Genomic DNA, 14997 nt, shown 5'->3' with positions numbered 1-14997 from the left:
CATGATAGCGAAAGGGCGGCCACTCGGGCCGCCCTTTGCGTTTTAGTAGTTGGCCTCGACCGTCAACCCGACCGAGACGTTGCCGTTCTGGTCGGTGGTCACGTTCACGCCGCTGGTGCCCTGCCCGTTCATGATCAGACGGCTGCGGCTGACATCCAGCGTGAAGCTGTCGCGCTCGTCCATCACCTCGTAATCGAGGCGCAGACCGTAGGCGATGTCGTCACCGCGGGTGGCGTAGCGGTAGTCGATATACGCCCCCGCGCCGCAGGTGGCCGATCCGCCTAGCGAGCAGGAAACGCGCGGCGCGATTTCGATGCGGGTGAAGGCATCGGCCTCGGCATTATAGCCGCCGGTCTGGTAGATCAGCTCTCCGAACAGGGTGGAGCCGTCATAGTCACCGATATCGAGGTCGCCGACTTCGCTGAGGCCGAGCGAGGTCACGGTGACTTCGGTACTGCCGGCACGCGCATGGGCGGTGTCGATGCCGACGCGCGGGATGAGCGTGAAGGTGTCATACTCCTTCTCGCCCGACAGGGCCACGCCGCCGAAGAGCGCGCTGTAGATATACTCGCCCGCCGCGTTGGCCTGCTGGCTTTCGAAGTCGAGCGTGTAGTTATGTCGGCCCACGGCAAGCGCGCCGTAGTAGTCGATGAACAGTGTCTCGTTCAGGCGCGATGCACCGTAGAGACCGCCGTTGACACCGAAGCCGCGGATGGTGCCGTCAACGTTGCCCGTGTCGATCTGCGCCTGACGCAGGTAGCCGCCGTAGAACCAGCCGCGCAGGTCGTCTTCGGTGGTCATGCGCTCGTGCATACGGGTGTAGTTGAAAGTCAGCGCGGTGCCGTAGTCTTCGGCGTAGTGGATGTCGAAGTCGCCTTCGGTGATGGTGCGCTCTTCGCTCATACAGTCGAACACGTCCTCGCGGAAGCTGCCGTTGGTGGTCAGCTCGCCGTTGACGACTTCGGCCATGCCGTTGACGTCCAGCGCTTCGTTCACGCCGCAGCGCAGGTGGTCCTGACCTTCTTTGAGGCGGTCAAGCGCACCCTTGGCGATGCCGTCGAAACGGTCCTGCTGTTCCTGCACCGTCTGCGAGAGGTCGTCTTGCAGGACGGCGGTCAGTTCCTCGCGGATCGCGTCGAGCATGCTTTCGCCGATGGTGACGGTCGCGGTGAGGTTGGCGCTGACGCTCGACAGGGCCGTAACATCGTCCGACGACGTGATCGACGCGAGGGTCAGGATCACGGTCTCGTCCGCTTCGGACAGGGTGTCGGACTGCACGGTGATCGTGATGTCCGCGCTGGTGTCGCCCGCCGCGATGGTCACGGTGCCCGACGGCGCGGCGTAATCGCTGCCCGAAGTCGCGGTGCCCGACATGGTGTAGGCGATCACTGTATCGACGGCAGAGACGCGGCTCTGGCTGACGGTGAAGGTCAGGTCCGTGGTGCCGCTGGTCGGCTCGTCGATGTTGCCCGGACCGGTGAGCGTCACGGTGTTCACGCCGCAATCAGCAACGGGGATGTTGTTGCCGATCACCACAGGGTCGCCCGCTTCGATGTCGAAGACGGTGTAGAACGCGGTCGGGGTGTTGTCTGCCAGATAGCCCGTGCTGCCATATTCCGAAGAACCGAGGCTCGCCGGGTCTTCGGGCAGCAGCGTGGTCAGGTCGAGCGTTCCCGAGGACGCCAGCGCACCGGCGGTCGGGTAGTCGGACGGGTACACGAGGTCCATCGTGTAGGTGCCCGCCTGTGTCGTGAACCACTGGTAGCGGCCGGTGGACCCGTCGAGTTCGATGCGGATGTTGTTCAACGTACCGACCGAGCTGTTCGAGCCTGCAGCGCCCGTCACCACGATGCCGCCGCCTGTCAGAATGCGGCCGTCGTCCTCGCAGTAGAAATAGCCCTCGGGGTCGAAGTCGTCCGCGTCCATGATGCCGTCGCCATCGCGGTCGGCGGTCATGCTTTCGTGGGCGTCGTTGATCCCGTCACCGTCGTTGTCGGTCATGTCGGATTCGATGATGCCCGGCAGGCTGTCAGGCAGGTTCAGGACGGTCACGGTGATCGTGACGGCCGAGGTGTTGCCCGCAGCGTCCTCTGCCGTGATCGTCAGCTCATAGACGTTGTCCGCACCGTCGTCCGACGGATCGTCGTAGTTCGGCGCGGCGCGGAACACGAGGCGGCCAGACTGGATATCGAAAAGCGCGCCATCGGTGCCGGAAATGGTGATCGTCGCGGTCTCGTCCGTTGCGACCGAGGTCACATCGGTTTCGTTTTCGTCGATCTGGAAGTCCATGCCGTTCGAAGCCGTCGCACCGCCCAGCGAGATCACAGGCGCGATGTCGTCGAGGTCGAGTACGGTGACTTCGACAGTGATGGTGGTCACGTTGTTCGACGCGTCGGTCGCGGTAACCTCCAGCGCATAGACGTTGTCGGCCGCCGTGCCGTAGCTGTCGAGCGGGATTTCGTAGTCCGGCGCGCTGACAAAGGTCACCTCGCCCGCGCTGCTGATCGCGAAGAGCGCGCCGTCGTGTGCGCCGGTGATGGCCCAAGTGACTGCCTCGCTGGCGGTGAGGTCGGTGACGCCAGTCTGGTTCTCGCCCACGCTGACCGCGATGGTCGCGCCGTCCGCGTTGGTATTCGAGCCACCGTCATAGCCGACGAGCGGCAGCGTGTCGTCCAGATCGGTGATCGTCAGCTTCAACAGAAACGCCGTATCCGCACCGTAGATGTTGGTCGCGGTCACGGTGAACTCGTAGATGTTGTTGGTGTCGCCATCGGGCGGCACCTCGTAGTCGGGGACCGCGTTCATGGTCACCGTGCCGTTCGACATGGTGAACAGGGACGCGTCGGTGCCGCTGATCGCCCAAGTGGCGGTGCGGTCCGAGGTGACCTCGATGCTGACGGCCGAATTTTCAGGACGCGACAGTTCGATGGTGTTCGCAGTGACAGCGCCATAGCCGGTGATTGCCAGAACGGGGCCGTTTTCATCGAGGTCGAGCACGGTGATAGTGACGGTCACCATGGTCTGGTTGGTGGAGGCGTCAGCCGCAGTGATATCGACCACGTAGATGTTGTTGTTCGCCGTATCGCCTTGGTCGAGGGGGGTCTCAAAGTCGGGCGCGCTGACGAAGGTCAGGTTGCCGCTCGTGTCGATGGCAAACAGCGAGCCGTCGGTGCCGCCGAGCGACCATGTGACGGTCTCGTCCGAGGTGAACTGTCCAACGGCCGTTTCGCGCTCGTTGATCGAGGTCGCGACGGCGGCAGCGTTGGCGTAGGTGGCGCTGTCGAAGATGATCGCCGGTGCGACTTCGTCGAGGTCCGCCACGGCAAAGGTCACGTCCACAGCGGCCGAGAGGTTGTTCGCCGCGTCCCATGCCTGAATGGCGTAGGTGATGGTGTTCGGCGCGGTCTCGTAGTCGTTTGCCGCCGGAACGGGGCCGGTGTTCAGGGTGACGTTGCCCGCAGCGTCGATGGTGAACGAGCCGTCGACCGAGGTGGCGCTGTTGGTGCCTTGGAACTTGAAGCCTGTGATCGCGACGTTGTCGGTCGCGGCAACGGTGCCGATGGTGGCGCCGTCAGCCTGGTTCTCGTCATAGGTTAGGGTCTGGCCCGCGGTGACGGTCGGCGCGGTGGAGTCCGGGCGCGCGTTGACCGTGATGGCGAAGTCGTCAGTGGCGGTTAGCGAGCCGGTGTCGGTCGCAGTGACGCGGACCGAGATCGTGCCGACATCCGCGTCCTGCGGCGTGCCCGAGAACGTGCGGGTCGAGGCATCGAACGACAGCCAGCTCGGCAGCGGGTCGCCATTCGCGAGCGTGGCCGTGTAGGTCAGCACATCACCCGTATCCACGTCGGTGAAGCTACCCGCCGCGAACTGATAGGTCAGCGCCTGCTGCGCAGTGACGCTCTGGTCCACGAGCGCCACGGATAGCGCGGGGCCGTCGTTAGCGTCAGCCGCGACAACAGTGTAAGTGCCCGTACCGCTGGAGAACGCGGCGGTGCTGCCGTTGGTCGACACGTTGCTCAGCGAAATCAGCGTTGAGCCCGAAGCGGTGCCAGTGGTCTGGTCCCATGCGCGGAAGGTCAACGTATATGTCGCGCCGTTGTCTTGATCAGTGACCAGACGCAGGTACGCGGTTTCGTCCAGCAACAGCGCCATGCTGTCGGAGACGGACGACATGGAACTCCAGTCGGAATTGTCGAACGAGTACTGCCAGCCAGTGGCCGTGCCGGATTTTCCGGTCACCGCGATGCCGAGCGTATCGCCGTCCGTATCGCCCGACGTGACTTGGCCCAGCAGGCTGGTGACGGTGATCGCCGTCGTGACGTCACCCTCGGTCAGGCCGGTGCCGTTGTAGTTGCCCGAAACGGTCGGCGCGACGTTGGCCGAAACCGAAGTGCCGATGTTGGCAAAGGCGTAACCGATCGAGAAATCGAGGCCATAGTAGGCCGTGCCCGTCGCCGAGGTATCACCCACGGAGATCGAGATGCTGGAGAACTCGTCGTAGAACACGCGGGCGCGGATGTCGTTGAACTCGTCCGTGCCTGTGCTTGCCGTGACGTTTCCGCCGATGGTGGTGACGAAACGGGTGACGCCCGAAGACGGCACCGTGGTGGTCACGTCCGACGTGCTCGACAGCGCGTAGGCGTCGATGTTGGTGAAGTCGGTGTACTGGCGGCCGGAGGACGACGCGCCCGCACCGTCGAGGTCATAGGTGTTGATATAAACGTTCTGGAGCGTCACCGGAACGCCCGCACTGTCGAAGAAATCGAACTTGAAGGTGGCGTAGCCGCCCGCGCTGGAGATGCTGACGTTCGGCTGGAAGAAGCCGGAATCCGCGTATGGGTTCGAGGTGGAGTCGAAGGTCGTCACTGTGGCGTTCGACAGCGCGGTCAGGGTGACGGTCGCGTCGATCTGCTCTCCGCCGATGGTAATGACGTTGGTGTAGGTGCGTGTCGCGTTGAGCGAGGTGCCCGTTCCCGTGCCTGTGCCGGTAAAGCTCAGCGCAGCGCCGTTCACGTCGAGCGTCTGTTGCGCTGTGCCTACGACGATGTCGAAGGTGTCGGAGATGGTGCCGCCAGCGTTGTCGGTCGCGGTGACTTGAATCGTGACGGTGCCGCCGTCCGCGTTCGCGGGCGTGCCCGAGAACGTGCGCGTGGCGCTGTTGAACGACAGCCACGACGGAAGCGACGCCTGTCCCTGCTCCACAGCTGCATAGCTGGCGATGGTGCCATCACTGTCCGAAAACGCGTTGGAGACGAACTGGTAGCCGAACACCGTATAGGCGGTCGCTGTCTGGTTGCTGAGGCCGGCATCCACGGTCGGCGCGACGTTCGCGATCGACGTGATCGAGGACGATGTGGCCAGCGTCAGCCCGCCCGAAGTTGCCCTGAGCGCCACCGTGTCAGGCGATCCGCCGTTGGTGTATTGCAGCGCGAGGCCCGTGAAGGTGGACACACCGCTCGACGGGGTGATGGATACCGTGGTGCCGTTGCCGTCGGTGTCGCCTGTGCCGGTCATGCTGTTGACGGTGCCGTCCAGCGTGCCGTCATTCGGGTCGGTGAGACTGAGGACGATGTCGGTCGAATAGCCTGTATCGAGCACGTTTTGCGCGTCATACGCACCGACAACCGGCACGGTGGTGAAGCTGGTCGACTGGCCACTGTTGATCGAAGTCGGCGCGGGCTCTGTGCTGAACGTCAGCTTGGTCGCGACAACGTCCGAAGTGACGGAGTTCGACGAATTGACACTCAGCCCGCTGACTGAGACGCCATCGGTGGTGAGACTAAAGCTCTGTTGGTCCGCCGTCGCGGTATAGGCGATGTCGGTGAAGGTCGCGACGCCCGAAATGGCCGATTGTCCGGACCCGCTGAGGGTTCCGCTGCCCGAGGCCAGCGACAGAGTGACGACATCGGTGTAGTCGACGTCGGTGTTGCCGAACGCGTCCTGCGCAGCGACCACCGGCTGCGTGCCGAGCACAGCACCGCTGGTCGACGTCGCGGGCTGCGTGGTGAACACATGCTGCACTGCCGTGACATCGAACGAGGAACCGCCGCCGTTGGTCACAGGTGTGGTCGTTCCGAATGTCGTGCCGGTCGGCACCACGGTCACGTCCGCATCGCCATCGACCGACAGGATCACGGTGCGGTCTTCGATTACGTTCGAATTGTCGTTGTAATAGGCGTTGATCGCGTAGGTTTGCGAGCCGCCATCCACGATGCCGATAGCCAGACCCGCAAAGGTCAGCGTGTCATTGCTGGCGTTATAAGTACCCGTGACGTTATTCACCTGCGGGCCGTTCAGACGGAAGGTGATCTTTGCGCGGTCCGCATCGGTCGATGTGCCCGAAACGTGGACGATGATCTGGCTAATGTCGAAAAAGGTGCCGTCCGAGGTGCCGCCATCGCTGATAGTAAAGTCGAAAATGTCGATCGCTTCACCAACGGTGTCGATTGTCGTGTCGATGCCCACGGGCTCGGTCACGCCAGCAGCAGCGGTCAGATTGCCGTCGGAGTCTGTTGCCGGATTAATTCCGGTCCATGTGGCTGCGTTTTGGAAATTAAATTGATCAAATACAGACCCGGCTGAGCCACTTACGTTCGTGAATGTCACTGTTGTGGTTACACCACAGCGCAAAGAGGTTAGGCTGAGCGAGTAGTTCGCGCCGGACTGCAATTCGTAGCAGTTGCCAGAATTGTCGGTCACATCAAAGGTGTCACCGACGCTCACGGCGCCCAGAACAAGCGGATTGCCATTGAAAATATCTTGGGCGTCGACCGACCCCAGATACGCCGCCGAGGCGGACATGGGCATGACGGTCAGAGCGGCAAAGGCCAGACGGGAAAACGCGCGAGAGAGGACGGACATAGAGCACCAACGTTGAGCAAAACAGAGTTGGTCCCAGCCTTACACGCAGGCCGTGCGGTCATCCGCAGGGCGATAGACGTTTTCCACAGTCTGTACGGTTAGGGCTTTTTTCCAACGGTATGGGTTTTGCCCAGATTGATACCGCTGCAGTATTCAAAACGAGTGAATGCCGCGTCCGCTACTCCGCCATTCCCGCACAAAAAAGGGGGCCGAGGCCCCCTTCTGTTCAGTTTTGCAGCTTGGCGGAATTACCCGTCGAAGTTGACTTCTTCCATGATGCGCAGGGCTTCGGCGCGGTGGCCTGCCAGCGTGGTCAGGTCCATGGTGTCGCGGTCGAACTCACCCCAGCTTGCCACCAGATCCGACAGCGGCGCGCCTTCGAGCACCGGATATTCGTTGTTGGCTTCGGCGTAGATGTGCTGCGCCTCTTCCGACACGAGGAATTCCATCAGCTGGATGGCTTCTTCCTTGTTCGGAGCGGCTTTGGTCAGCGCAACGCCAGAGACGTTGATGTGGGTGCCTGCGTCCTCGAATTCGGGGAATACGATGCGGACCGAGTTGGCCCACTCGACCTGCTCTGGATCGGCGAGCATCTGGCCCATGTAGTAGGTGTTACCGAGCGAGATATCGCACTCGCCAGCCCAGATTGCGCGGACCTGAGCGCGGTCGTTGCCTTCAGGCTTGCGGGCGAGATTGGCTTTGACGCCAGCGGCCCATTCGCGGGCATATTCTTCGCCGTGGTGGGCGATGATGGCCGAGAGCAGCGCGAGGTTGTAGTCGTGCACGCCGGAACGGGTGCAGATGCGGCCTTCCCACTTGGGATCGGCGAGGTCTTCGTAGGTGGTGACTTCACCGTCGGCCACGCGCTCTTTGCTGGCGTAGACAATGCGCGCGCGGGTGGTCAGCGCGAACCACAGATCGTCGGGGCTGCGCAGGTTTTCGGGGATCGAGTTGTGCAGCACGTCGCTGTCGACCGGCTGGATCACGTCGGCGTCGACGATCTGCTGGAGGTTCGCGATATCGACGGTCATCACGAGGTCGGCGGGCGAACGTGCGCCTTCGGCCTTCAGACGCTCGACGATGCCCTGCTGGACGAAAGCGAGGTTCACGTCGATGCCGGTTTCGGCGGTGAACTCGTCGATCACCGGCTGGATCAGTTCCGGCTGGCGGGTGGTGTAGATGTTGACGTCGGCCAGTGCGGGCGCTGCGACCAGAGTGGCGGCGGAGGCAAGGAAGATATTGCGCAGGTTCATCGGAGTCTCCAAATCAGTTTGGAGACCGTAAACCCGACAAAAATACTTTGGTCAATAGTTGACTGAACCGCTCACGTATTCTTGGCCGCTTTATCCTCGGCCTTCGCCTTGTCCCAGAACATGTCCATTTCTTCGAGGTTGCTTTGCTCGGGCGTTTTGCCGATTGCTGCAAGACTGTCTTCTATCTTGTTGAAACGGCGCACGAACTTTGCATTGGCCTTGCGCAGCGCGCCCTCCGGTTCGACACCCAGATGGCGGGCAAGGTTGGCGACGACGAAGAGCAGATCGCCCATCTCTTCCTCAACTTCTTCCTGCGTCAGCTTGTCTCGTGCCTCGACCAGTTCTTCGGATTCCTCGCGGATTTTGTCGATGACCTGATCGGTGCTCGGCCAGTCAAAGCCGACGCGGGCAGCGCGCTTTTGCAGCTTTACCGCGCGAAGCAGCGCAGGCAGACCGACCGCCACACCGTCCAACACGCGGGTCTCGGCCTTGGCGGCGCGTTCTGCGGCTTTCACCTCTTCCCAGCGATCGACCTGATCGTCGGCGGAGAAGTCGTTGCCCTCGGACCCGAAGACATGCGGGTGGCGGGAGACCATTTTATCGCTGATCGCCTGCACCACGTCCTGAAAATCGAAAAGCCCCGCCTCGTCTGCCATCTGTGCGTGAAACACGGATTGGAACAGGAGATCGCCCAGCTCGCCGCGCAGCTCGCCCCATGCCTCGCGCTCGATCGCGTCGCCGACTTCGTAAGCTTCTTCAATGGTGTAGGGGTAGATCGTGGTAAAGGTCTGCTCCACGTCCCAAGGGCATCCGTTTTCCTTGTCACGCAGGCGGCGCATGATCTCGACCAGACGGTCGATGCCCGCAGAACTGTCGTGGACCAGTTTATCGGAAGCTTGGTCATCCATTGCAGATACTCGCATTTTCAGATTGGTTGCAGCCAACGTAGCTACCCAAGCAGAAGAGTCCACCCATGCCCGTCATCAACCGCATCGCCGATTTCGCCCCCGATATGAAGGCGTGGCGTCGCCACTTGCACGCCCATCCCGAACTGGGCTTCGAGTGCCACGAGACGGCTGCCTTCGTCAAAGAACGGCTGGAGGAATTCGGCGTGGACGAGATCCACACGGGCGTCGCGAAAACCGGCGTCATCGCAGTCATCAACGGTCAGGGCGACGGCCCGACCATCGGTCTGCGCGCCGATATGGACGCGCTGCCTATTCTGGAAACCACCGGCGCGGAGCACGCGTCGACCAACCAAGGCAAGATGCACGCCTGCGGCCACGACGGTCACACGGCGATGTTGCTCGGCGCGGCGAAGTATCTGGCGGAGACGCGGAATTTCGCAGGCAAGGTCGCGCTGATCTTCCAACCCGCCGAAGAATCCGGCGGCGGGGCGGGTGTGATGGTCGAAGAAGGCGTGCTTGATCGCTTCGATATCAAGCAGCTTTACGCCGTGCACACCCTGCCCGACCTGCCCATCGGCCAGTTCGCCACCTGCCCCGGTCCGATCATGGCCGCCGTTGATATGTTCCACATCGACATCACGGGCCGCGGCGGTCACGTCGCCCATCACGAGGAAGCCGCCGACCCTATCGTCGCCGCCTGCGCTATCACCACCGCCGTGCAGACCATCGTCAGCCGCAACCGCTCGCCCTTTGACGATATCGTGGTGTCGGTGACGCAGATCCACACGGGCAGCGCCGACAACATCATTCCCGAGACCGCCTATATCAACGGCACCGTCCGCACGTTCTCCAAGGACGTGCAGGCGATGGTCATCCGCCGTCTGGAAGAGATCAGCGACGGCATCGCGCAGACCTACGGCGTGCGCACGAAACTACGCTATGAGACCGACTACCCGCCGACCTACAACCACCCTGCCGAGACCGAATTCGCCGTGGCGACCGCGCGCGAAGTGGCTGGCGATGATGCGGTAATCGCGGACTTCCCCAAGTCGATGGGCGCGGAGGATTTCTCGTTCTTCCTCGACAACCGTCCGGGGGCATACGTGTTCGTCGGCAACGGCGACTCCGCTTCAGTCCACAATCCGGAGTTCGACTTTAACGACGACTCCGCGCCGTTCGGGTCGTCCTATCTGGTGCGACTGGTCGAGCGCGCACAGCCGCGCGGCTAAGGGACCGGCAGGCGTTTGCGCGCCCGCCCATTCCTGACTAAAACACTTTACTCACATTCCCGACTAATTTACTCAGATTGCAATGGCGGCCGATTTCCTGACTCGGCCGCGCTTCTTTTGCATTCCGATTTACGGGGATAGACCCATGACTTTCCGTCCGAATATGACGTCCTTCGTGCAGGGCTTTTCCCTGAAACGCCCGCTGGCCAACCGCTCTGTCGACGGCGTGGTGGCCGATTACTGGTCCGTCGATGCCGAACAGGGCGCGGGCGGGCATTACCTGTCGCCCGACCCGCGTATCGTGATCATCCTGTCGGGCAACGAGAGCAAGATCCACTTCAAGAGCGAGAACGGCGAGCAATACGCCGCCTCCAAGATCACCTATATCCCCGCCGGAATGCCGCTGTGGTCGGTGGCCGAGGAAGGCGTGGAGCTGCGCCACCTCGACCTCCATATCCGCCGCGATGTGCTGCTGCGTGTGCTGGGCCAGACGGCGCGTCAGATCAACTTCAACCGCCCGATTTTCGCGGACGATCCCGAGGTGCTGCTGATCGCGAACATGCTCGCTGACGAGTGCATGGAGCCCAAGCAGTCCGACGGTTTTGTGGCCTCGCTGATGGAGGCGATGATGCACGCGCTGTTCCGCCCGAGCGAGGCGTGCAAGACCATCGGCGGGCTGTCCCCGTCGCAGATGCGCAAACTGGTGGCGAAGGTCGAAGCCAGCCCGCACCTCACCCTGTCGAACAAGGAACTGGCGGACACCGTGGGCCTGTCCGAGGGCTGGTTCATCACCGCGTTCCGCCACACCGCAGGCACCACGCCGCACAAATGGCAGACGGGCCTGAAGATCGCGCGGGCCATGCAGGCGATGACCCAAGACCCCAAGAAAGCGCTGGCGGAAATCGCGGCGGACTTCGGCTTTGCCGACCAAGCGCATATGAGCCGCACGTTCAAGGCGATCGTTGGCCTGCCCCCTGCAAACTGGAGAAGAACGGCTATTATGCAAAACCTGCATTAACCGCCGGAACGTTCAAAACGCATAAGTCCTGTTCAAGCGGAATCCATATTCCTGACTTATTCACTCGGAAATAACATCCGCTTGAATAAGGACAAAAAAGATGAAGCGCTCCTCCTCCCTTGCGCGTGTGATGGGACACACCGCGATGATCGCCCTGATGACCGCCCCCGCATTCGCGCAAGACGTCATCGACCTTCAGGAAATCACCGTTGACGTAGTGGTCGATGACGGCACCGGCCCTGCCGAGGGCGCGAACCCCGCGACCCTGTCAGGCACGAAGACCGCCGCTCCGCTGACCGAAGTGCCGCAGTCCGTGTCGGTTGTCGGCAGCGACACCCTGATCCAGCAGAACGCCCGTAAGGTCGACGAAGCGCTCGCCTACACGCCCGGCGTTCAGGCAGCGCCCTACGGTTATGACAGCGATACCAACTGGTTCTTCGTGCGCGGGTTTGCGGCGACCGCGACGGGTGCGTTCGTGGATGGGCTTCAGAACTTTTCCTATGGTTTCGGCGGGTTCTACGTCGATCCCTACCAGCTTGAGCGGGTCGAGGTCGTGCGCGGCGCGTCCTCCGCGCTTTACGGTGGCTCGAACCCCGGCGGTCTGGTCAACATGACCACCAAGCGCCCGACGGGCGAAGAAACCCGCGAAGTCGAAACGGGCATCGACAGCGACGGCGGCGCGTGGGTTGCGACCGATATCAACACGACCCGGAACGGCGTCGACTACCGCCTGACCGCCCGCGCGGCGCAAACCAGCGGCAATGGCGTGTTCGAGGACGGCTATCGCGGCTTCATCGCGCCCTCGGCCACGTTCCAGACCGCGAACGGAGAACTGAACGTCTCGGCCAGCTACACCAACATCCAAGAAGACCACGTGGGCAATTCGTGGCTGCCCTACGTCGGCACCGTGGAAGAAGCAGACTTCGGCTACATCGCGCGCGACTTCAACTCGGGTGAGCCGGGATACGACTGGTACGACCGCGAGCAGTTTACACTCGGCGCCGAATACACCGGCGCACTGGGTGAGTGGGCGCTGACCAGCAACAACCGCTTCAGCTATGCGGACGTGAGCGAAGGCTCGGTCTACGCCTACGGCTACAACGGCTATTCGGCGACCCCGACCGATGCGGACAACACCCTGTCGCGCATCAAGTTCGACCACTTCACCGAGACCACGTCATTCGCCTCCGACAACCGCATTGAAAACACCTACGTCACGGGCGGGATGGAGCACGACCTGATGTTCGGCCTCGACCTGCGCACTGTCGAGATCGACCAAGTCCAGTCGTCGGTCGCGTGGCCTGATGCGGCGACCACCCTGTCGGCCAGCGATCCGCAGTATGGCGCGGCGCAGCCCGATACCTCGCCCTATGCGGACAACGTGATTAATCAGACGCAGGTTGGCCTTTATGCGCAGGACCAGATCCGCTTCGGTGACGGCTGGATCGCCACGCTGACGGGCCGTCAGGACTGGGTCGAAACCACCGCTTCGGAAGACCGCACCTCTGGCGCTGCGGGATCAAACCGCGAGGACAGCGAGTTTTCGGGCCGCGTCGCAATCGCCAAGGAAATGGCGAACGGCTGGACGCCCTACGCGTCGATCAGCACCTACTTCCTGCCGCAGATCGAAACCTCCTCTGCCGGTGCGGACATCACGCCGGAAACAGGCGAGCAGCGGGAAATCGGGGCAAAGTGGGCCTCGGCGGACGGCAGCAGCTTTGTCGGCGTATCGGCCTTCCAGATCGACCGGACAGGCATCGTGCAGAGCACGTGGAACGGCGCGGGCTATGACTACACCCAACTGGGCGAAGTCCGCTCGACCGGCTTTGAGCTGGAAGCCAACCACGACTTCGGCAACGGCGTGAAGGCGCAACTGGCGCTGACCACGATGGACGTTGAGGTCAGGGACGACGCCAACGCCGCGTTGGTCGGAAAAACGCCCTACGCCACTATCGAAGATCAGGCGAGCCTGCACTTCAAATGGACCCCGACCGCTCTGCCCGCGCTAACCCTGAACGGCGGCGTTCGTTACTCGGGCGCAAGCTGGGCCGACAACGCCAACACCCAAGCGGTGCCGGCTGTGACGCTCTATGACGCGGGCGCGAACTATGCCTTCAACGATAGCTGGAGCGCCAACCTCGCCGTCACCAATCTGGCCGACACCACCTATGTCGCAAGCTGCCAGACCAACCTAAACTGCTTCTACGGTGAAGGTCGGAATGTGTCGCTTGCGGTCCGTCACTCCTTCTGATTGAGTGCCTGACGTTGACAAGGGGGGCGCATGGTCGCCCCCCTTTTTTCTTTCGGATTTTCCTGATGCTACGCTCTTTCTTCGCTTATTACCGCCCGTGGCTGGGCCTGTTCTGGCTCGACTTCGGCTGTGCGATCCTTGCGGGCCTGTTCGAACTTGCCTTCCCGCTGGCCGTGACAGGCTTCATCGACCACCTGATCCCGCGCGGCGACTGGTCGCTGACGATCTGGGCGGCGGTCGGTCTGCTCGTCCTCTATGCTTTTGCGGCGGGCCTCATGGCCATCGTGACCTACTGGGGCCACATGCTCGGCATCAATATCGAGACAGAGATGCGCCGCCGCGCCTTCGAGCACCTGCAAAAGCTGTCGTGGACGTTCTTTGACAAAACTCGCACCGGCCATCTGGTGTCCCGCGTGACCCGCGATCTGGAGGAAATCGGAGAGGTCGCCCACCACGGCCCCGAGGACCTGTTCATCGCCATCATGACCTTTGTTGGCGCGTTCATCGCGATGCTGTGGCTGAACCCGACGCTGGCGTGGATCACGGCGATTGTGGTGCCGGTGACCTTTGCCATCATCACCGTGGCGGGCACGAAAATGACGAAGACCTGGCAGGACATTTACGGGCGCGTCGGCAACTTCAACGTCCGTCTGGAGGAAAACATCGGCGGCATCCGCATGGTGCAGGCGTTCGCGAACGAGGGCCATGAGAAGGAGCTGTTTGCGAAGGACAACTCCTCCTACCGCACCACGAAGCTGGACGCATATCGCGTGATGGCTGGCTCGATCACGCTGCAATACATGGGCATGCGCGCCGTGCAGGTGCTGATCATGGTCGTCGGCGCGGCGATGGTGCTGAATGGCAGCCTGACGACGGGGGCGTTCGTGGGCTTCCTGCTGCTGGTCAACGTGTTCTTCCGCCCCTTGGACAAGATCGCCTCGGTCATCGAGACCTACCCCCGCGGCATCGCCGGTTTCCGCCGCTATCTGGAGCTTCTGGATACCGCGCCCGACATCGCGGACAGCGAGGGCGCGACCGAGTTGGAAGTGACCAAAGGCGCGATCACCTTCGAAGGCATCAACTTTGACTACGACGCGGACAGCATTGTTTTGCGTGACATTTCCTTGGACATTGCGGCTGGCGAGACCGTCGCGTTCGTCGGTCCGTCGGGTGCTGGCAAAACCACGCTGCTGTCGCTGCTGCCGCGTTTTTACGACGTGACCTCGGGCCGGATCACGGTCGACGGCAAGGACATCCGCGACGTGACGCTCGCCTCGCTCCGCAGCCAGATCGGGATCGTCAGTCAGGACGTTTACCTCTTTGGCGGCACGCTGCGCGACAACATCCGCTACGGCAAGCTGAACGCGACAGAGCAGGAGATCCTCGACGCTGCCGCACATGCGCAACTTCTGCCGCTGATCGAAAGCCTGCCCGAGGGGCTGGACACCATCGTCGGCGAGCGCGGCGTGCGTCTGTC

General features: G+C 62.4%; 7 protein-coding genes. 4 read left to right on the top strand and 3 right to left on the bottom strand.

Going from position 1 to position 14997, the window contains the following annotated elements; all coding sequences use genetic code 11:
- Positions 1-42: 42 nt before the first annotated feature.
- The 3 genes from HCZ30_RS12880 to mazG form a co-directional block, all read right to left on the bottom strand.
- Complete coding sequence (locus HCZ30_RS12880) at positions 43-6861, bottom strand: putative Ig domain-containing protein (protein ID WP_167638712.1); 6819 nt, start codon at positions 6859-6861, stop codon at positions 43-45.
- 248 nt (positions 6862-7109) lie between these two features.
- The gene (locus HCZ30_RS12875) at positions 7110-8114 is read right to left on the bottom strand and encodes a Fe(3+) ABC transporter substrate-binding protein (protein ID WP_167638711.1); all 1005 of its coding nucleotides are present in this window, start codon (positions 8112-8114) and stop codon (positions 7110-7112) included.
- Between the two features lie 71 nt (positions 8115-8185).
- A complete protein-coding gene (gene mazG, locus HCZ30_RS12870) occupies positions 8186-9022 on the bottom strand; it encodes a nucleoside triphosphate pyrophosphohydrolase (protein WP_167638710.1) in 837 nt (278 codons plus the stop codon).
- Positions 9023-9087: 65 nt separating this feature from the next.
- Between mazG and HCZ30_RS12865 the strand changes: the two genes are divergently transcribed.
- The 4 genes from HCZ30_RS12865 to HCZ30_RS12850 all read left to right on the top strand — a co-directional run.
- Positions 9088-10251 carry a M20 aminoacylase family protein gene (locus tag HCZ30_RS12865; RefSeq protein ID WP_167638709.1) on the top strand — a complete coding sequence of 388 codons (1164 nt, stop codon included), beginning with the start codon at positions 9088-9090 and terminating at the stop codon, positions 10249-10251.
- Positions 10252-10396: 145 nt separating this feature from the next.
- Positions 10397-11269: a helix-turn-helix domain-containing protein gene (locus tag HCZ30_RS12860; RefSeq protein ID WP_167638708.1), complete on the top strand. Its 873-nt coding sequence runs from the start codon at positions 10397-10399 to the stop codon at positions 11267-11269.
- A gap of 100 nt (positions 11270-11369) precedes the next feature.
- Positions 11370-13520 (top strand): TonB-dependent siderophore receptor, encoded by a 2151-nt coding sequence (locus tag HCZ30_RS12855; protein ID WP_167638707.1) that lies wholly within the window; start codon positions 11370-11372, stop codon positions 13518-13520.
- Positions 13521-13585: 65 nt separating this feature from the next.
- Positions 13586-14997: ABC transporter ATP-binding protein (locus HCZ30_RS12850; RefSeq protein WP_167638706.1), on the top strand; the 1412-nt coding region annotated here is incomplete at its 3' end.

The organism is Marivivens donghaensis (genome assembly GCF_011806565.1).
Taxonomy (GTDB): Bacteria; Pseudomonadota; Alphaproteobacteria; order Rhodobacterales; family Rhodobacteraceae; genus Marivivens; species Marivivens donghaensis_A.
The sequence above is the reverse complement of the archived record's forward strand: the minus strand, read 5'-3'. Positions and strand labels throughout refer to the sequence as shown.

Coding starts and splice junctions, on each gene's coding strand:
- HCZ30_RS12875 (WP_167638711.1), bottom strand. CDS start 8,114: ATGAACCTGCGCAATATCTTCCTTGCCTCCGCCGCCACTCTGGTCGCA.
- HCZ30_RS12880 (WP_167638712.1), bottom strand. CDS start 6,861: ATGTCCGTCCTCTCTCGCGCGTTTTCCCGTCTGGCCTTTGCCGCTCTG.
- HCZ30_RS12860 (WP_167638708.1), top strand. CDS start 10,397: ATGACTTTCCGTCCGAATATGACGTCCTTCGTGCAGGGCTTTTCCCTG.
- mazG (WP_167638710.1), bottom strand. CDS start 9,022: ATGGATGACCAAGCTTCCGATAAACTGGTCCACGACAGTTCTGCGGGC.
- HCZ30_RS12865 (WP_167638709.1), top strand. CDS start 9,088: ATGCCCGTCATCAACCGCATCGCCGATTTCGCCCCCGATATGAAGGCG.
- HCZ30_RS12855 (WP_167638707.1), top strand. CDS start 11,370: ATGAAGCGCTCCTCCTCCCTTGCGCGTGTGATGGGACACACCGCGATG.